Source organism: Chryseobacterium sp. (assembly GCF_041914225.1).
Classification (GTDB): Bacteria; Bacteroidota; Bacteroidia; order Flavobacteriales; family Weeksellaceae; genus Chryseobacterium.
In genome coordinates this window covers 158,303-175,346 of the sequence record NZ_JAYSDT010000004.1, presented here as the reverse complement: position 1 = coordinate 175,346, position 17,044 = coordinate 158,303, and the positions used below count along the sequence as shown (strand labels likewise).

Genomic DNA, 17,044 nt, shown 5'->3' with positions numbered 1-17,044 from the left:
ATTTCCTCGCTCATTGCCTGTGCAATTACCTCACGAAAAGTATATTCTGCCATATTTTCTTGAAAAATTTAGACTACAAAAATAGTGTTTTTTTATTATACACATAATAAAAAGCCTCTTCATTTCAATGTGAAGACATAATATTAACTGTATTTAAAATGAATTTCCCTTCTTTCTGCCTGGTTCTTATGGTTTTTCAAGGTTTCTAAGAATTTATTCAAAATTTTATCCACAAAAAATGACATTCCATTTCTGAAATGCCATGTAAATTCTATTTTAAACTTATATTAATTAGCTTTTTCCCAAACCTGGGTTCTTCCTAATAAAGATAATCCTAAGTAACCTCTTACATTTAGCTTGTCACCGCTTCTTGTAATGGTACATTTGTATGTCTTTCCGGTTTTAGGATCTGTAATGGTTCCTCCTGTGAACTCATTACCGTCTTTTTTTAGTCCTCTGATGATTTCCAATCCTAAAAGCGGTTTTCCTTTTCTGTCATCTTTACAAAGTGTACAGTTGGCATCAGCTGGTTTTATTAACAGCTGAGAAACTTTTCCATAATATTTCCCATCAGATTTTTTATACACTTCAACAATAGATTTTGCCTGTTTGGTTTCATCATCTATCGTTTTCCACTTACCTTCTATCTGTGCAAATGTAAGCACACCGCATAAAGAAAGTGCGAACGTTAACAATATTTTTTTCATATTTCTTATAGTTTTAATTGTAATACAATATTCTTATCTATGTATTGATAAAAGTATAAATTAATTTTCAACAAACAAAAACTTTTATTATACAAAGCATAAAGAGGATATAAACGTAAAATCGCTAAAAGGCGAAAAAGCTAAATTTCAATCAGCCTGTTTATGTTTTCGTCATTTTACGGTTTTGCTGTTTACCTTTTTGCCATTTCGCTCTAATTAATACAGCTTCCTGTTAATCACTCTGTCCATATAATCCTGATACCAGGCTTTTGCTGTTTTCTTTCCCTGCTCTACTTCCGGATTTTTAACCTCATTAACCAGATTCTTTTCAAGGCCCAGATCAGATTTATCATACACCCCTACTATTTCTTTTCCGTCAAAACGATAAATATAATTTCCGATCATGAACTGCTCCGTGCTTCCGTCAGAATTCACAACAATGAAAGGATATTTCTTATCGCTCACCAGACTTCTCCCCCAGCTTCTGATAGGCTTGTTATATCCGATAAGATCTGCCAGGGTAGGATATACATCTGCCTGCTGCGCAATTTCCTGGCTGACTCCTTTAAGCTGGTATTCAGGATTCGGAGAATAGAAAATCAACGGAACAGCATAACGGTTCATCGCTCTCTCATACTCCTGATAATATACCTGGTTGGTATGATCTCCCGTGAAAACAAAGATCGTATTATTGAACCAAGGCTGTTTTTTAGCCGTTTCAAAATATTTCTTTATTGCATAATCCGTATATTGTATTGGTTCATGCATTTCTATTTTTCCCTTTTTAAATTTTCCGTTGTATTTTTCAGGAATTTTAAAAGGGTGATGTGATGAAGCCGTAAATACAGTAGTCATAAAAGGCTGCTTCTTTCCTACATTTTTTGCAAAATACTGCAGGAAGGGCTCATCCCAGATCGCCCACATCCCGTCAAAATCTTCATCATGATTATACTCTGTTTTCCCGAAGTAATGCTTAAATCCTAAAATATTTCCGAAACCAAGGAATCCCATGGAACCATTTGGTGCCCCATGATAGAACGATGTGTCATAGCCAAGATCATTGCATACAGAAACAATAGACTGGATTTTCTGATTGGAATAAGGTGATCCCGTAAATGCATCCGTAAGACTCGGAATTCCCGCCAATACACTGCTCATCCCATGAATTGACTGTCTGCCGTTTGCAAAAGTATTCGGAAAAATAAGACTCTGGCTTGCCAGACTATCTATGAACGGTGTATAAGAAACATAGTCTTTGATATTTTTATCTTTATTGAAAGCACCCGAATATTCCCTGCTGAAAGATTCTACAATAAAAATAACGATATTGGGACGGTTTTTTACTTTTCTGTCATACACTTTATAAGGCTGTACATACTGTTCTATATCTTTTTCACTCACAAAATGAACTTCCTTGAAATTATTGGTATTTAAAGTTCTTAAAAAGGAGAAGGTACTGTTGAGCACCATATTTCCCTGCAGCGGATTCGTTACAAAACGAGTTGCATCTACCATATTAATAGGTCTCGTACTGTGTTTAAAGTCACCTCTGATTCCTCCCACAACCAGTACAGCAGTGATGCACAAAGTAATAATGGAGGTGATAAAATAAGGCAGCAGCTTCAGAGGTTTTGTCTCTTCCACTTTTATTCTTTTATAAAGGAAAACCCACAGGATCATCAGAATGACATACCAGATCAGCACGAAAGGATGTTGTCCGATAGAAATCATCAGTACCTTAGAAACATTGGATTCGTGCTCAGCTACCTGAAATACGGCTGAAGTAAGCCTTGCCTGTGAAAATTTATAGTAAATAAAATCCCCGAAATTCATCGCGTAGGCAATCCCGTTGGTAATGAAATACAGCCAGAAAAGAATTTTCTGAAAAATTTTCTTTGTGTTGATCACCAAAGGCAGTAAACTAAGGAGTATAAATAAAGCATTGACATACAGAATCGCTGTGGTATCAAAAGCCGTCCCGTGGTACGCCAGCTTTATATATTCTGAAACAGAGTCAACCTTAATCAGATCTTTATTAAAATACCAGAATAAAAGTCTGGCGATCTGGTAAAAAACGTAGGCCAGAAAAATCCGGTAAACCAATACCAGAACTTCCTGTTTTCTAAATCCTTTTAAAAATTTCATGGGGCAAATTTACATCAAAATCACTTTAATGCCTTTTTTAGTTCATATTATTTTGAGTTAGAATTTTTAAAAACTGTAATTTTGTGCTTATGGATTTTATAAAGAATAATCTGGCCAATGCTTTAACCCTGGCTAATTTATTTGCAGGCTGTATAGGTGCAATACATCTAATATTAGGAGATTATCAGACAATGGCAATCTGCCTTATTCTCTCCTCGGTTTTTGATTTTTTTGACGGCTTTGTAGCCAGAGCTTTAAAATCGAACTCCAATCTTGGTCTTCAGCTTGATTCCCTTGCGGATATGGTAAGCTTTGGAGTAGTTCCGGGACTTACGATGTATAAAGCGCTTGAACCGTTTGGTGCAGAGCTTCTCGGAATTCATTTTCCATTTGAGATCAAATACATCGGGATCATCGTTACTGTATTTTCCTGCCTGAGACTTGCCATCTTCAATCTTGATGAAGAGCAGCGCTATTATTTCAAAGGATTGAACACACCTACCAATACGGTTTTACTTTTTGGTCTTTATTATGCCTTTAAAGAAACCGGGAATTTCAGCTTTTTGTTTGAAAATGAACTGCTGTTGGTTCTGCTTACCCTTCTTACTTCATGGCTTCTGATCAGCCCGATCAAAATGATGGCAATGAAGTTCAAATCCAGACAATTAAAAGACAACTATCCTAAAGTAGTATTACTTGTAGGAGGAATTGCCATTCTTGCCCTATTTCAGGTAGTAGGAATTCCAATGCTTGTCATTTATTATATATTGGTGTCTCTTATTTTTCAGAGACAGTTAAAATAGCTTATTAAAATAAAACACATTTCAAATTATTAATCACCCACATGAATTTAAAACTCCATAAACCGCTTTGTATTTTTGACCTGGAAACTACAGGAACCAACATCGGGAAAGACAGAATTGTTGAGATCTGTATCCTAAAAGTAAACCCGGATGCTTCCAGGGAAAGCAAAACATGGAGCGTCAATCCGGAAATGCCGATTCCTAAAGAATGTAGCGAAATCCATGGTATCTATGACGAAGATGTAAAAGACGCTCCTACTTTCAGGGATATTGCCGCTAAAATTATGGAAATGATTTCTGGAAGCGACCTTGGAGGCTTCAATTCCAACAGGTTTGATGTTCCGCTTCTGGCTGAAGAGCTTTTAAGAGTAGGAATGGATTTTGATCTGAGTAAATTCAGACTGGTAGATGCACAGACTATTTTCCATAAAAAGGAACCCAGAAACTTAGGCGCAGCTTATCAGTTTTACTGTGGAAAAACATTAGAAAACGCACACTCTGCCGAAGCCGATGTAATGGCAACGTTTGAAGTTCTGGATGCTCAGGTCGGAAAATATGATGATATTCCGAATGAAATAGCGCCGTTAAGTGAATTCACATTCCATAACAAAAATGCAGATCTTGCCGGATTTATCGGATATAATGAGAAAATGGAAGAGATTTTCAACTTCGGGAAATATAAAGGCCAGGGAGTAAAAGCAGTATTCCAAAAAGATTTAGGATATTTCGGATGGCTTCAGAATGCTGATTTCCCCCTGTATACCAAGAAGATTTTTACAAAAATACAACTGTCAAGCAGGTTTTAAAAATGTCTGATCTGGTTCGTTTTAAATTTTATGAAACTGCCCTTGAAGCTAACAGGGACAAACAGATACTGGCTGAAAACGGTGTTAACAGCTTTATTGCCAATGAGCAGCTCATTCAGTCAGACTGGCTTTTGTCACAGGCGGTAGGCGGTATACAGCTTCAGGTATTTGAGGAAGATGTGGAAAAAGCCCGGCAAATTCTTCAGGATTATAAAGACAATGAACAATATTCTCTGGAAGTGGAACACACCATTGAAGATCCTGAGTTTGATTTTGTATGCCCGAAATGTGGCTCCAATCATATCTACAGGGATGACAGTGCTACCAGCTTCTTCGGAATTTCTTTTCTGACAAGTCACAAATTCAAATGTTATTATTGCGGAAATGAGTTTACCCACTAATTTATTCAGGAATCAATAGGCTTAAACCATCTAAAAAAGATTGCTTCGTCCCTCGCAATGACGAGATCAAAAAATAAAATAAAAGAATTATGAAAATAATCTGCATAGGAAGAAACTACAGTGAGCATGCGAAAGAATTAGGAAACGAAATTCCTGAAAATCCGGTTATTTTTATGAAACCGGATACAGCTGTTCTAAAGGGAAATGATTTCTACATCCCTGAATTCTCCAATGATATTCACTACGAGCTTGAAGTGGTATTAAAAATTTCAAAAGGGGGAAAATATATCCAGAAAGAAACCGCACACAAACATTATGAGGAAATTGGCCTTGGAATAGATTTCACGGCAAGAGATCTTCAGAGCGAGCTGAAATCAAAAGGGCTTCCATGGGAACTTGCCAAAGGTTTTGATGGTTCTGCTGTGGTAAGCAGCTTCTTTAAAAAAGAGAATTTCAGTCTGGAGAACCTTCAGTTTTCATTATTAAAAAACAAAGAGAAAGTACAGGATGGCAATACAAAAGATATGATGTTCAACTTTGACGACATTATTGCTTTTGCGTCCCAATACTTTACGTTAAGAGTAGGAGACCTTATTTTCACAGGAACTCCGAAAGGGGTTGGAAAGGTAGAGGAAAATGATATCCTGGAAGCTTATCTTGGAGAAGAAAAAATCCTTGATATCCGAATATTATAAGTATTTAACATCATAATCTGGCAAATTTTTCATATCTTTAGATAACAAAATTAGAGGTTATGATAAATATTGTATTACCCGTAGATTTTGGGGACAAGACAGACCAACTGGTAGACGGTGCCATAAAATTTGCAAAACAGCTTAACGGCAAAATTTACCTGATCCACGTAGCGCCATCAGATATCGGCTTTGCCATTGGTGATATGGGATTTCAATATTTTCCGGAAGTGGAAGCCAACGAGATCAGAGAAGAGCTGGTACAGCTTAATAAGATTGAGCAAAGGATCCTTGCCCATGATATCGATTGTGAACACCTTTTAAAACAGGGAATTGCCAAAGATATTATTCTGGAATATGCCAAGTCCAAAAATGCAGATTATATTGTGATGGGATCACATGGCAGAAGCGGAATATATGATGTATTCGTCGGAAGCTTAACCAAAGGAATTACAAAAAGCTCAAGTATTCCTGTTCTGGTACTTCCGATACACGACTAAGAAAAAGAAAATTTTAATCGTTAGTAATAAAAAAACCGATCAAAGCATATTGTTTGATCGGTTTTTTACTATATAACCAATTAATTAACCTTCTTTTTTGTAGATATTCGGATCGTAGTAAGGGTGCTTACCTTCCGTTGGAGAATAATAGTCTTTATCTTTGTCGCCACCAAGTGTAACCACCAGTACATAGCACCAATAAGTGAATAGTACACAGCAAACTATAAACAGAATCCAGTTTAAAACATTACCGAAAGCATCAAAGAAACCGAAAGACCATTTGAAAACTTTGCTTAAGAATAGAAAGAAAGACGTCATTATTTTCCTTTTTTAAATTAACTTTGTACAAATTTACAAAAAATGTTTAAATTACTTTCAAAAGAAAGCAATATTTTTTCAATTCCTGTTTATATTGGTTTTCTTCTTTTAGTAGTAATAATATTTAACATACTGAATTTCAACACTTACGAAGCTATTGTTGCCGGAATAACTTTTCTGGGAATTGCTTTGGGATATTTTTGTTTTCACAGTATTGCACTTAATTACCAGACCCATCTTCCATTATTCCTGTACACTTTTTTTATTTTCGGGCTGTATCCCGGAAATCTGGATATAGGAATTGCCGTTTCGCTGCTTACCAACTCTTTTCTTATCCTTCTTCTGACCAGTGCAGATGAAGATATCAGGAAGAAATCCTATGTGTTGGTGGGGGCCATTGTAGCACTGAATTTTATTTTTCTTCCCACTACCTGGCCGATGGCTGTTTTTGTGATCATCCACGTGATTGCAACTTCTGCCAAAATCGGGCTGAATCTTTTCAGATTCCTTCTGGGAATCGTTCTGATTACATTCAGCTATTTTTCTGTCATGTATTTCGTTCAGTTTACATCATGGAATATTGATTATTTTCCGTTTGGAAAAATGAGACCTGTAACAGATTACACCGAGCTTCTGCCACTTATTCCTGTGGTCCTGATGCTTATTTATGCTGTATATGACCATTTTAAAAATTATAATAAAAAAAGTCCGATAAGCAGGTACAAGTATACTTTTCTGCTGGTTTTTTCAGTGGCACAGCTTGTCACCATTATCCTGTATATGAATAAAAGCTATGAATACCTGCTGCTTCTGGCATTCCCTTCAAGTATTATTCTGAGCAGAATGATGAGATTTTTACCTAAATACTGGATGCGTGAAGCCAGTGTATGGCTTATTATTATTATTAGTTTACTGACCTTTAAAGCGGGTACAGTTTTTGATTTATTTTAAAAAATTATGATTCAGATAGACGATAAATTGATTTCAGAGGAAATTTTTTCCGAAGAATTTGTTTGCAACCTTTCGAAATGTAAAGGTGCATGTTGTGTGGAAGGAGATGTGGGAGCTCCGTTGGATAAAAACGAGCTTGAAATATTGGACAGTATTTTTGATAAAATAAAACCTTATCTTACCCAGGAGGCAATCAAAGCCCTTGAAGAGCAGGGAACATGGACTACTGATCCGCACGACGGAATGTATGTTACTCCTATGGTGGAGAACCGCGAATGTGCTTACGTAACATTCGATGAAAAAGGAATTACCAAATGTGGTATTGAAAAAGCGTATGAAGATGGTGCTGTAGACTGGCAAAAACCGATCTCCTGCCACCTATACCCGATCCGTGTTACGGAATATTCTGCTTTTACTGCATTGAATTATCATGAGTGGAATGTATGCAGTGATGCCTGTACCCTTGGAAAAGAACTTCAGGTTCCTGTATATAAGTTCTTAAAAACTCCGTTGATCAGAAAATATGGCGAAGAATTCTATACCGTTCTGAGCGAAGCTGCTGATGAATGGAAAAAAGAATATGGTTCTTAACCTGTAAGGATTGAATTAAATAACAAAAACCGCAGACTGATCTGCGGTTTTTATTATTGTAAATAGTGAAAAGTTATTGTTTTACAACAGCAGCTCCTGTAACTTCTATTTTAGTATCTTCCTTTTTTGCTTTTTCCCAGCCGTCTTCCGGCATTAGAGTCGCTATAATTCTGCCTTTTGTAAGGTATTTCCTGGCCACATCCTGAAGATCTTTTACCGTAAGTGCTTTTACTTTATCCTGATAATTTAAGATATCGTATTTATCACTTCCGTCTAACTGGTTCTTGGCAATAGCATTCATCCAGAATATATTATCTTTAAGGTCTGTTTTGTTATCGTTATATTCTCCTTCTTTGTATTTGTCAAGATCTTTTTGTTCAGGCCCGTTGTCAATCAGTTTCTGAAGCTCTGCAATCGCGCTCTTCGTCAGCTTGTCTACATTTTCCGGTCCACAAGGAAAGCTTATACTGAAGTTATAGCTGCCATAAGGAACCCTGTTCATACCTCCTCTGGCTCCTCCACCGTAAATACCGCTTTCATCTTCTCTCAGTTTTTCGATTACTTTAATAGTAGCCACTTCTCCAAGAGCTGATAAAGCCAATGCTTCTTTTTCGCTATAAGGAGCTTCTCCTGCATAAGAAATCGTTACCATACTCTTCGGATCTTTTCCTTTTTTATACACCTTGGTATAATCTCCTGTCATCGTTCTGTAACCTGTGTCCTTAAACATTGTTGTTTTTCCTGATGAAGGCAGACTCGCAATATACTGCAGGACTTCATTTTTAAACTTCGCTTCGTCAATATTTCCTACGAAATAGAACTGGAAGTTCCCCGCATTGGCAAATTTATCCTTATAGATGTCATATGCTTTTTTATAATCCGTATTCGCCCAGTCTTTTTCCATTGGAAATACTCCAATAAAGCGCGGGTTCTTCTGGTTCATAAATTTCGCGTGCTCATTAGAAAAATAAGCCTGAGGATTAGATAGCAGGTTATTCGTCATTGCAGACTGCTTTTCTTTGTACGCATTAAAGGATGCCGGGTTATAATTTAAGCTTGTAAAGTACGCATACATAAGCTCCATAGCCGTTCCCAAGTCTTTTTGGGTAGTTCTCCCGGAAACGCCTTCAAAAAGTGATGTCACCATAGGATTTACACTTACCTGTTTACCGGCAAGATAGTTGGTAAGATCCGCTTTGGAAAAACCGCCTACTCCTGCTTCCGTTAATGCAGCAAAAGCAAACTGTGTTTTGTTATAATCAGCATCCGGAACCAGAGAACTTCCTCCTAAGCTTCTTGCTGTAAACACAATTTCATCGTCTTTAAAGTCTGTTTTTTTGAAAGTTACTTTAGCACCATTACTTAACGTCCAGGTTGTTGTCCCTAATTTTGCATCCGTTTCTGTTTTCGTAATCTTTCCTTCAGATTTGAAAGGTTTTATTAAATTTTTGATCGCGGCTTTTTCTTCATAAGGTTTAAGATCAGCCATTTTCACCGCATCAAATGTATTGAGAACCATTGCTTCTGTGGGCATGGCTACATTATCTTTTTTAGGCCCGGTGATCACAATTACCCTACTGTCATCTTTCACCATTTTTTTGATGATTTCGTTGGTCTGGGCAAGAGTAACAGAAGGCAGGAAAGATTTGGTATCCTCATACTCCCAGGCAATACCAGGAATCGGTTCCTGCTCCAGGAAATTTCTTACATACTCACCAACCAGCATATCACTTTCTGTTTTATCTCTGTTGTTATAAGATCTTTCAAGGTTGGAGAGAACCTGAGATTTTGCTCTGTCAAGTTCAGACTGCGTAAATCCGAATCTTTTTGCTCTTTCCACTTCTTCCAGTAAAACTTTCAGTCCGTTAAGCTGATTTCCTTCTTTTACTATAGCAAATCCCTGAAAAGCTTCTTTGCTTCTTGCATAAGTTCCTCCATGGTATACGGATCCAAAAGTAAAAGGAGGATTTGTAGAATTGATCAGTTCTCTCAGTCTGTTGTTCAACATCGTTGTTGAAAGATTTTCTATGATACTTTGATTGTACTGTTCAACGGTTACATCCGGTTTGTAGGCATCAGCATCTTTCATGATAAACTGTACCATAGAATTGGTAGCATCAGGATCGGTTTCAATTGCTACCAGCGTTTCTTTATGGTTCGGAAGATCGAAAGATTTTCTTTCTCTGGGCTTTGAAGGATTTTTATATTTGCTGAAATTGTCTTTAATCTTTTTTTCAATTTCATCCACGTTGATATCTCCTACCACAATAATGGCCATCAGATCCGGTCTGTACCAGTCCTGGTGAAATTTCCGGATAACATCAGGCTTAAAGTTTTCCAATACTTCTTTTTTACCGATCGGAAGCCTATCCGCATATTGAGATTTGTATAAAAGCTTGGGAAGGTATTTATCCATCATTCTTTTATCCGGTCCAAGACCTAACCTTAGCTCTTCAAGAACCACTCCTCTTTCTTTATTGATCTGCTCATCAGAAAGGGTCGCATTAAATGCCCAGTCTTCCATTACTTTCAGTCCGGCATCCAGATTTCCGGGTTTATCCAACGGAACAGGAAGCATGTAAACAGTTTCATCGAAGCTGGTGTACGCATTAAGGTGCTGTCCGAATTTAACCCCGATTGACTGTAGAAAGTCAACAAGTTTATTATCTGGAAAATTTTTGGTCCCGTTGAAATTCATGTGCTCCATAAAGTGAGCCAGCCCTCTTTGATTCTCATCTTCAAGAATAGATCCGGCATTGATAGCCAGACGGAAATCTACTTTCTTCTCAGGCAGGGTGTTTTTTTTGATGTAGTACTTCATTCCGTTGGAAAGGGTACCTATTCGCACGGAAGGATCCACAGGAATATTCTGTGCAAAGGCATTCGCAGACATTAAAAAGATGACCGCAAATGAAGATAATACTTTTTTCATGGTATTTGATTTTATTTACGGCTTAAAACTACCAATTATTCACAAGGTGAAGAAATCATAAAATCCGGTTTGATAGTTAAATTTGAGTTAAAAATATTAATATATCAAAAAAGCCGGGAATTTCCCGGCTTTTATCTTTTAAAAAGTGATTTTTTATTTAAAATCAGCATCTGTAACTCCAGAGTTGATGACAACTTTTGTCGTTTTAATTGTCATTTTCTGACCTCCGCCTTCAGCTTCCAGTTCAGCAGGGAACTGTATTCCGTCCACCGTCATATAGCTCTTAATAGTTGCATTTCCTTCTCCGGCATCCGTCTTGTACAAAAGTCCGGTTCCGGCATCAAAATAAAATTTTCCTTTATCTGAAGACAATACATTATAGTCTTTTCCATTAAGTTTTTCTGTAGATACGGTCTGGAAATTAGACGCATCAAATGCTAATGCATCAATGGGTTTTCCTTTTTTCAGATCAGCGATTTTATCAGCAGGGATATCTGTTTTAGTTCCCATCTGGTCAAAATATCCTTTTTCTCCGTCAAAAAGCTGAATCATTTCTTTCCCCATGAAAGATTGCACAGATTTGAATTTATTTCCTAATTTCTTAGTTGTCATTTGAATTTCCATTCCCTGTACACCCACAGTGTTATCAGTAATGGTAGATTTCACAGCGTCCAGTTTATCTTTTCCACCTAATGCTTTGAAATAATTATCAATAACTTCTTTAGGTGTCAATTTTGATTTTACGGCTTCTGTTTTAGCAGATGCAGCCCCTTTTTTCTGAGCTGCTGCAGGCACTGAGAAAAGTACAGCGCAGAAAAACGGAATGATGATCTTTTTCATATTTATAATAAAGTTTAAAGGGTAAATATAGGAATATTGGCGGACATACAAATTAATAATGAGTAAAGAGCAATTAGTAATGCCTGATAACCGATAAATGATGGATTCATTGCAGGTATGGATATATAATAAAAAAACCGCCAAAAATTGACGGTTTCCAAATATTTATATCTGATATAATTATTTCTTAAGTTCTTCTAAAAATTCGTCATGAGAAATTTTAGTTTCTTTTTTGCTTGCTTTTTCAAGAATTACATCTTTTAATTTAGCCATAGCTACTTCAGAAGAAATTTGTCTTACCTGCTCCTGATCTTTCAACATTTCAACAGCATACTTCTGGATTTCTTCATCACCTAAGTGGTGGATTCCGTAGATTGCCAATTGATTTTTTACTAACTGTTCAGCCTGAGCCAATACATCAGCATAGTCAAGGTTGATTTCGTTCTCAGTCATCAGTTTACCTTCGATAATCTGATATTTCAACTGGTTTTTCTCAGCTTCAAGAATTTCTTTAGCCTGCTCTTCAGACTGGATGTTCTGGTTAGAGAATAGTAACCACTTCACAAGGAATGATTCAGGAAGTTTTACCTCTTCTTTCTCAGTTACCTGCTCCAATACTTTATTCACGAAGTGAACATCAGCATTCTGCTGGAAATACTCATCCAATTCAGCTTTTACTTTCTCTTTAAGCTCTTCTTCAGATTTGATGTTTCCTTCTCCGTATACTTTGTCGAATAAGTCCTGATTAAGTTCAGCTAAATTTAATGAATAGAAGTCTTTTACTTTTACTTCTACTTCATTGTGGTGTAAATGCTCTACTTCTTCTTTGCTGAATCCTAATTCTTTAGCTAATTCTTCATCACCTGCAAGTGTTTCTTTAGTAACTTTTACAGACCCATCCATTTTCAAACCTTTTACCAATTTGAAAGCTTCTTTGTTTTCAGCAGTAATAGTAAGGTTTTTTGGGTGGTGGTGGTGCTCTCCTTCAGCATCTTCTTCCACAACCTGAGAAACTTCTAAAGCAATGTAAGAATCTTTAGTGATTTTATCTTGAGGAACCTGCTCAGCAAAACGCTTCTGCATGTTTTCAATACTCTTACCGATTTCTTTGTCAGAAGCTTCTACTTTGTAGTGAGGTGCTTCATATTTAGCTAAATCTATAGTGAATTCAGGCTCAAATCCTACTTCGAAAGCAACTTCCAATTGATCAGCATTGTAATCGAATTCGTTTACTGGCTGAGGAATAGGCTGACCAACTAATCTTAATTTGTTTTCATTAACATAGTTGTTCAATGCATCAGAAACCTGTCTGTTGATTTCTTCAAATGCAATACCTGCTTCATATTGTTTTTTAACCATACTCAAAGGCACTTTCCCTTTTCTGAATCCAGGAACTTGCGCATTTTTAGCATAATTAATCAACTGCTTCTCTACTTTTTCTTTGTAGTCAGATTTTTCCAATGTTACTGTAAGCAATGCACTTACGTCATCATGGTTTTGTGCGGTAACCTTCATTATTGATTAAAATTTTAGGTTGCAAAAATAGGAATTTTTTATGAAAATCACCCATTTAAAATCAACTTATAACGCCAAATATTGTTAAATAAAAAACCACCGGAGAATTCCGATGGTCCAAACAAGATTAAAGGTATATTAATTAATAATATTATAGTTGGCCTGTGCGTCTGTTTCACCTCCGGTATGTGTTCCATAAATAACCCCGTTTCCACTTACGGCAGAAGCTTCAGAAACTGTTACCGGTTCATGGAATAATGTAAGAACCAGCTGACTAGGTGCAGAAGCATTTTTTACTGCAGTATTAACAACCCATTTTGTTTTCAATCCTACTCGGCTTCCGTCTCCTCTTGTAGAGCTGGCATCATCTGTACGTGTTAAAGTAATATCAGAATTGGGAAAATTATATACTAAGAAATGTTCATCTTTTGCATCCTTAATTTCCTGAGTGGCATCTTCATCGCCATTTTTGAAAATTACTTCCACATTATAAGTATGACCATTAATTAACTTAACATTCGGATTAGTAGTACTATTCACCTGATAGTCGTATACAACCGGAGTTCCTGTAGCAACATCTGTTACTCTCAATAGAACATCTGAAAGTTCTTCCTGAGGAAGATCATCTGCTTCATCATCACTTCTGTTACACGATGTTAAGCTTAAAGAAACGGCTAAGAATAAAAGTCCTAAGATAAGAGTTGTATTTTTAAAAATATTTTTCATTTTTTTTGATTTTAAGTAATTAAAATTGATATTTAAGAGTTAAAATAAAGTTCCTTCCCATTTCGTTGGAAAAGAAACGAAGTCTGTTCAGATAATCTCTGTAAGACTTATCGAATACATTTCGAACTGAAAAATCAATTCCGAAATTTTTAGACAGATTTACCCCCGTCTGAAGGTTCCAAAGGGAATATCCACTTGGAGGTGTAGAGATGTCCACTTCTTCATTGTAAGGATTTCCGTCCGAATCAAATAATCTGATCGGAACGTTATAAACCGGAAACCTCGTCTGCTTAAGATAGGTATTGTTGCTTACTGTAAAATAGAAGCCTTTCCATTCTTTTTTATTGAATTCCAATGAATTATTAAAATTAGGAGGCATCATCAAAATAAGTGGCACATCATGGGTCGTATCCTGCCCATACACATAAGAACCACTTCCTTTGTAGGTAAGATTATCTGTAATTTTAAGCTGAGCATCAATATCCAATCCATACATTTTCGCATTGATCTGCTGATAGCTGTACACTACAAAAGCTCCTCCCCACTGGGTATTCTGATATCCTGTAGGAATCTGGTTGATGAAATTCTGAGTGTAAAAGAAGTATGGATTTACTGAGATATTCAGTCCTTTTAAAACATTTGCTTTTACATCTGCCACCAGATTAAACTGATTCCCTGTTTCACTTTTCATCCTCATATCTCCTCTTTCAATGATGGCAGCAGAATGGTGAAGTCCATCTGCAAAGAGTTCTGCGATATTCGGAGACCTTGAGACTCTTGCATAATTAAATTTCAGATCAAAATATTCAGAGGGGTGATAAACAATTCCTCCGTTTACCGAAATGTTATTATAGCTTAAAGATGGTTTGGTAAGAATTCTGTTTTGGTTTATTCTTACTACAAAATCTGAATAATCTGCTGCATAGGTTTTGTTCCAGTCACTCAGATCATACCATTTTGTTACCTCATAGTGATCATAATCGTATCTGCCTCCAAGTTCAAAATCCAGCTCAGGTGCGATTTTATATTTCAATACAGAATAAATTCCTGCATAATATCTGTCATAGTTCGGGACAAGACGTCTTGCTTCAGTCTGAGTATTGGAGTAGTTGTTTTGATAACCAGCATTAATCCCTGTTTCAAGATTCCACTTTCCTCTTTCTATAAGATGATTCACATTCAGGTCATTGGTGATCAGTTCAAGATCCAATGCCGGTTTTTTGCTCAAAGCTTCCGTACGTCTGATATCATATTCTTTTCTATGATTGTACTGAAAACTGTAAGTAGCTGTAATTTTTCCAAAATTTTCAAACCTTTTGTAGGCAGAAACTTTAGCAATATGATGCTCGATTTCCTGTCTAGGATTATCAATATCATAACTGAAATCCCTCTGATAGATTGGTTGTGCTGATGTAAGAGCATTGCGAAGATCTTCTGAGTTTCCTACATGAGAACTTCTAAGAATTCCTACTGTGCTTTTGGTCAGGTAATAATCAAATGAAAAACCTTTTTCAAAAGTCATCTTCTGAACTCCAAAGTTAAACCCTGAACTCTCCATCCCGGTATTCATCAAACCATAATCCGGAGCTTCAAGGTCTCCCAGCTTTTTATAGCTTCCATTTGTTTTTATGGCCCAGCCATTCTCCCAGGTTTTTGCTAATTTTACATTAAGATCGGCTCCTCTTCCGTTTGAAATTCCGGAAAGAGAAACATTCCCTATGATTGTATCTTTTTTAGGCAGAACCTGGGGTTGCAAAACCACTACTCCACCTACAGCCCCACTTCCGTACTTTAAGGCAGATGCTCCTTTTATCACATCAATATGTTCAAAATTATTGACATCTACATTGGGGGCATGCTCTACTCCCCATTCCTGTTCAGCAAGCTTCACTCCATCATTAAGAATGGAAACCCTGCTTCCATAAAGCCCATGGATAATAGGTTTTGCAATATTATTTCCCGTTTTAAGAACATTAACACCAGAAATATTTGTCAATAAATTCCCTAAATTTTCGGTAACATTTCTTGAAAGCATTGCCTTATCAATAGTCTTCACTACCAATGAACCGTTATTTTTATGACTTCCATGGATGGTAACGGTTTCAATATCTTTGACATGATGTTCCAGTGTAATCACCAGCTGAACATCCCGATCAACTCCTATATTTTCAGTATAATCATTACAATCAGGATGTTGTGCAATGAGTGTATACTTTCCTGCAGGAATTTTGTCAAAAGAAAATTGACCTTTCTTATTTGTTTTGGCTGTAAAGTTCCCGATTTTGATCACCGCATTTTCCAGCAATGTTTTATCATGGAAATCCTGAACGGTTCCCTCTACAGTATAGGTTTTTTGTGCGCTTGTAAATACTGATCCGCAAAAGATCAGCAGCAGGCAATATATCAATTTCATTGTAAATAGATTGATTGCGTACCTTTTCTAGTTTCAATAAGGTACATTTTTTGTTAAAAATTGTGGGAAGGGTTAGTTTTGTAAACTGTACATTGTAAAAAGTAAAATGTATTAATGATGAGAAATTAAAAGTTAGTCACTGAAATCATTAATAATAACCGTTATCAAATGATTTCCAACAGCTTTAAACTTTGAACATCAAACATTGAACTTTAAAGTAAAAACTTTAAACCCTATAGAATCTATGATTATGCAAGTGCGGGCGGTCCCCGAAGCTGAAAGGTAAATTTGGTCTGAGACCAGATTTTCTCCTGGATGGCGATGATCTGTTTTACTTCATGGCTGTAATGCTCAAAAGTAAAGCTGAATTCTTCAGGAGCCAATGTATGTCCGGTAACCAAAAAGTGGCAGGCCAGACAGTCGCCAGCTTTCTCTTTAGTAACGGCTTTCGTCACCGAATTCTCGACTTTTTTAAAATGAAAAGCTTTAAAATAATCTACAGAATCATGATGGTGAAAGCTTTGAGAAAGCAGCGCGAGGAAATATATCCCAAACAATAGCCTGGAGATAAAATTCTTTAAATTTCTGCTTTCTTTAATCATGGTTCAAAATTATGAAAATAATTTAATTGTTCCCTTAAACTTTTATTAAATTACTTAATGACTATGGATAATAAGTTGTATTGAAGAGAATTCTGTTACAAA

The 17,044-nt window shown here is 36.4% G+C and carries 16 protein-coding genes; 7 read left to right on the top strand and 9 right to left on the bottom strand.

The features are described from left to right. Nucleotides 1-287: 287 nt before the first annotated feature. Together ACE3RB_RS03635 and ACE3RB_RS03630 are read right to left on the bottom strand one after the other, a co-directional pair. On the bottom strand, nucleotides 288-707 hold the full coding sequence (locus tag ACE3RB_RS03635; protein WP_374462943.1) for a DUF2147 domain-containing protein: 420 nt from the start codon (nucleotides 705-707) through the stop codon (nucleotides 288-290). A 216-nt stretch (nucleotides 708-923) separates the two neighbouring features. After that, on the bottom strand, nucleotides 924-2,852 hold the full coding sequence (locus ACE3RB_RS03630) for an LTA synthase family protein (RefSeq protein WP_374462942.1): 1,929 nt from the start codon (nucleotides 2,850-2,852) through the stop codon (nucleotides 924-926). An 89-nt stretch (nucleotides 2,853-2,941) separates the two neighbouring features. Between ACE3RB_RS03630 and ACE3RB_RS03625 the strand changes: the two genes are divergently transcribed. The 5 genes from ACE3RB_RS03625 (at nucleotide 2,942) to ACE3RB_RS03605 (ending at nucleotide 6,054) form a co-directional block, all read left to right on the top strand. Continuing rightward, the gene (locus ACE3RB_RS03625) at nucleotides 2,942-3,655 is read left to right on the top strand and encodes a phosphatidylcholine/phosphatidylserine synthase (protein ID WP_374462941.1); all 714 of its coding nucleotides are present in this window, start codon (nucleotides 2,942-2,944) and stop codon (nucleotides 3,653-3,655) included. Between the two features lie 41 nt (nucleotides 3,656-3,696). Further along, on the top strand, nucleotides 3,697-4,461 hold the full coding sequence (locus ACE3RB_RS03620) for an exonuclease domain-containing protein (RefSeq protein WP_374462940.1): 765 nt from the start codon (nucleotides 3,697-3,699) through the stop codon (nucleotides 4,459-4,461). Between the two features lie 2 nt (nucleotides 4,462-4,463). Next, nucleotides 4,464-4,862 carry a DUF2007 domain-containing protein gene (locus tag ACE3RB_RS03615; RefSeq protein WP_374462939.1) on the top strand — a complete coding sequence of 133 codons (399 nt, stop codon included), beginning with the start codon at nucleotides 4,464-4,466 and terminating at the stop codon, nucleotides 4,860-4,862. An 89-nt stretch (nucleotides 4,863-4,951) separates the two neighbouring features. Continuing rightward, nucleotides 4,952-5,557, top strand: a complete 606-nt coding sequence (locus ACE3RB_RS03610) for a fumarylacetoacetate hydrolase family protein (protein WP_374462938.1) — start codon at nucleotides 4,952-4,954, stop codon at nucleotides 5,555-5,557. A 59-nt stretch (nucleotides 5,558-5,616) separates the two neighbouring features. Then, entirely contained in the window at nucleotides 5,617-6,054 is a 438-nt protein-coding gene (locus ACE3RB_RS03605) for a universal stress protein (protein ID WP_332385014.1), read from the top strand. 84 nt (nucleotides 6,055-6,138) lie between these two features. On the opposite strand, the gene ACE3RB_RS03600 is transcribed toward ACE3RB_RS03605, so the two are convergent. Further along, nucleotides 6,139-6,372, bottom strand: a complete 234-nt coding sequence (locus ACE3RB_RS03600; protein ID WP_002976854.1) for a hypothetical protein — start codon at nucleotides 6,370-6,372, stop codon at nucleotides 6,139-6,141. A gap of 42 nt (nucleotides 6,373-6,414) precedes the next feature. On the opposite strand from ACE3RB_RS03600, the gene ACE3RB_RS03595 reads away from it, so the two are divergent. Together ACE3RB_RS03595 and ACE3RB_RS03590 are read left to right on the top strand one after the other, a co-directional pair. Beyond that, nucleotides 6,415-7,323: a DUF6427 family protein gene (locus tag ACE3RB_RS03595; RefSeq protein ID WP_374462937.1), complete on the top strand. Its 909-nt coding sequence runs from the start codon at nucleotides 6,415-6,417 to the stop codon at nucleotides 7,321-7,323. A 6-nt stretch (nucleotides 7,324-7,329) separates the two neighbouring features. Next, nucleotides 7,330-7,914: a DUF3109 family protein gene (locus ACE3RB_RS03590; RefSeq protein ID WP_374462936.1), complete on the top strand. Its 585-nt coding sequence runs from the start codon at nucleotides 7,330-7,332 to the stop codon at nucleotides 7,912-7,914. A gap of 73 nt (nucleotides 7,915-7,987) precedes the next feature. On the opposite strand, the gene ACE3RB_RS03585 is transcribed toward ACE3RB_RS03590, so the two are convergent. The 6 genes from ACE3RB_RS03585 to ACE3RB_RS03560 all read right to left on the bottom strand — a co-directional run bounded on the left by ACE3RB_RS03585 (nucleotide 7,988) and on the right by ACE3RB_RS03560 (nucleotide 16,942). Beyond that, a complete protein-coding gene (locus tag ACE3RB_RS03585; RefSeq protein ID WP_374462935.1) occupies nucleotides 7,988-10,846 on the bottom strand; it encodes a M16 family metallopeptidase in 2,859 nt (952 codons plus the stop codon). 153 nt (nucleotides 10,847-10,999) lie between these two features. After that, nucleotides 11,000-11,686: a hypothetical protein gene (locus ACE3RB_RS03580; RefSeq protein ID WP_374462934.1), complete on the bottom strand. Its 687-nt coding sequence runs from the start codon at nucleotides 11,684-11,686 to the stop codon at nucleotides 11,000-11,002. A 180-nt stretch (nucleotides 11,687-11,866) separates the two neighbouring features. Then, nucleotides 11,867-13,201 (bottom strand): trigger factor, encoded by a 1,335-nt coding sequence (locus ACE3RB_RS03575; protein WP_002976846.1) that lies wholly within the window; start codon nucleotides 13,199-13,201, stop codon nucleotides 11,867-11,869. Between the two features lie 138 nt (nucleotides 13,202-13,339). Then, a complete protein-coding gene (locus tag ACE3RB_RS03570) occupies nucleotides 13,340-13,927 on the bottom strand; it encodes a hypothetical protein (protein ID WP_374462933.1) in 588 nt (195 codons plus the stop codon). 19 nt (nucleotides 13,928-13,946) lie between these two features. Next, nucleotides 13,947-16,340, bottom strand: coding sequence for a TonB-dependent receptor (locus ACE3RB_RS03565; RefSeq protein WP_374462932.1), 2,394 nt, complete (start codon nucleotides 16,338-16,340; stop codon nucleotides 13,947-13,949). A 248-nt stretch (nucleotides 16,341-16,588) separates the two neighbouring features. Beyond that, a complete protein-coding gene (locus ACE3RB_RS03560; protein WP_374462931.1) occupies nucleotides 16,589-16,942 on the bottom strand; it encodes a hypothetical protein in 354 nt (117 codons plus the stop codon). Nucleotides 16,943-17,044: the final 102 nt, after the last annotated feature.

Excerpts from the sequence above, each read along its gene's own strand:
- ACE3RB_RS03635 (WP_374462943.1), bottom strand. The coding sequence starts at position 707 with ATGAAAAAAATATTGTTAACGTTCGCACTTTCTTTATGCGGTGTGCTT.
- ACE3RB_RS03630 (WP_374462942.1), bottom strand. The coding sequence starts at position 2,852 with ATGAAATTTTTAAAAGGATTTAGAAAACAGGAAGTTCTGGTATTGGTT.
- ACE3RB_RS03625 (WP_374462941.1), top strand. The coding sequence starts at position 2,942 with ATGGATTTTATAAAGAATAATCTGGCCAATGCTTTAACCCTGGCTAAT.
- ACE3RB_RS03620 (WP_374462940.1), top strand. The coding sequence starts at position 3,697 with ATGAATTTAAAACTCCATAAACCGCTTTGTATTTTTGACCTGGAAACT.
- ACE3RB_RS03615 (WP_374462939.1), top strand. The coding sequence starts at position 4,464 with ATGTCTGATCTGGTTCGTTTTAAATTTTATGAAACTGCCCTTGAAGCT.
- ACE3RB_RS03610 (WP_374462938.1), top strand. The coding sequence starts at position 4,952 with ATGAAAATAATCTGCATAGGAAGAAACTACAGTGAGCATGCGAAAGAA.
- ACE3RB_RS03605 (WP_332385014.1), top strand. The coding sequence starts at position 5,617 with ATGATAAATATTGTATTACCCGTAGATTTTGGGGACAAGACAGACCAA.
- ACE3RB_RS03600 (WP_002976854.1), bottom strand. The coding sequence starts at position 6,372 with ATGACGTCTTTCTTTCTATTCTTAAGCAAAGTTTTCAAATGGTCTTTC.
- ACE3RB_RS03595 (WP_374462937.1), top strand. The coding sequence starts at position 6,415 with ATGTTTAAATTACTTTCAAAAGAAAGCAATATTTTTTCAATTCCTGTT.
- ACE3RB_RS03590 (WP_374462936.1), top strand. The coding sequence starts at position 7,330 with ATGATTCAGATAGACGATAAATTGATTTCAGAGGAAATTTTTTCCGAA.
- ACE3RB_RS03585 (WP_374462935.1), bottom strand. The coding sequence starts at position 10,846 with ATGAAAAAAGTATTATCTTCATTTGCGGTCATCTTTTTAATGTCTGCG.
- ACE3RB_RS03580 (WP_374462934.1), bottom strand. The coding sequence starts at position 11,686 with ATGAAAAAGATCATCATTCCGTTTTTCTGCGCTGTACTTTTCTCAGTG.
- ACE3RB_RS03575 (WP_002976846.1), bottom strand. The coding sequence starts at position 13,201 with ATGAAGGTTACCGCACAAAACCATGATGACGTAAGTGCATTGCTTACA.
- ACE3RB_RS03570 (WP_374462933.1), bottom strand. The coding sequence starts at position 13,927 with ATGAAAAATATTTTTAAAAATACAACTCTTATCTTAGGACTTTTATTC.
- ACE3RB_RS03565 (WP_374462932.1), bottom strand. The coding sequence starts at position 16,340 with ATGAAATTGATATATTGCCTGCTGCTGATCTTTTGCGGATCAGTATTT.
- ACE3RB_RS03560 (WP_374462931.1), bottom strand. The coding sequence starts at position 16,942 with ATGATTAAAGAAAGCAGAAATTTAAAGAATTTTATCTCCAGGCTATTG.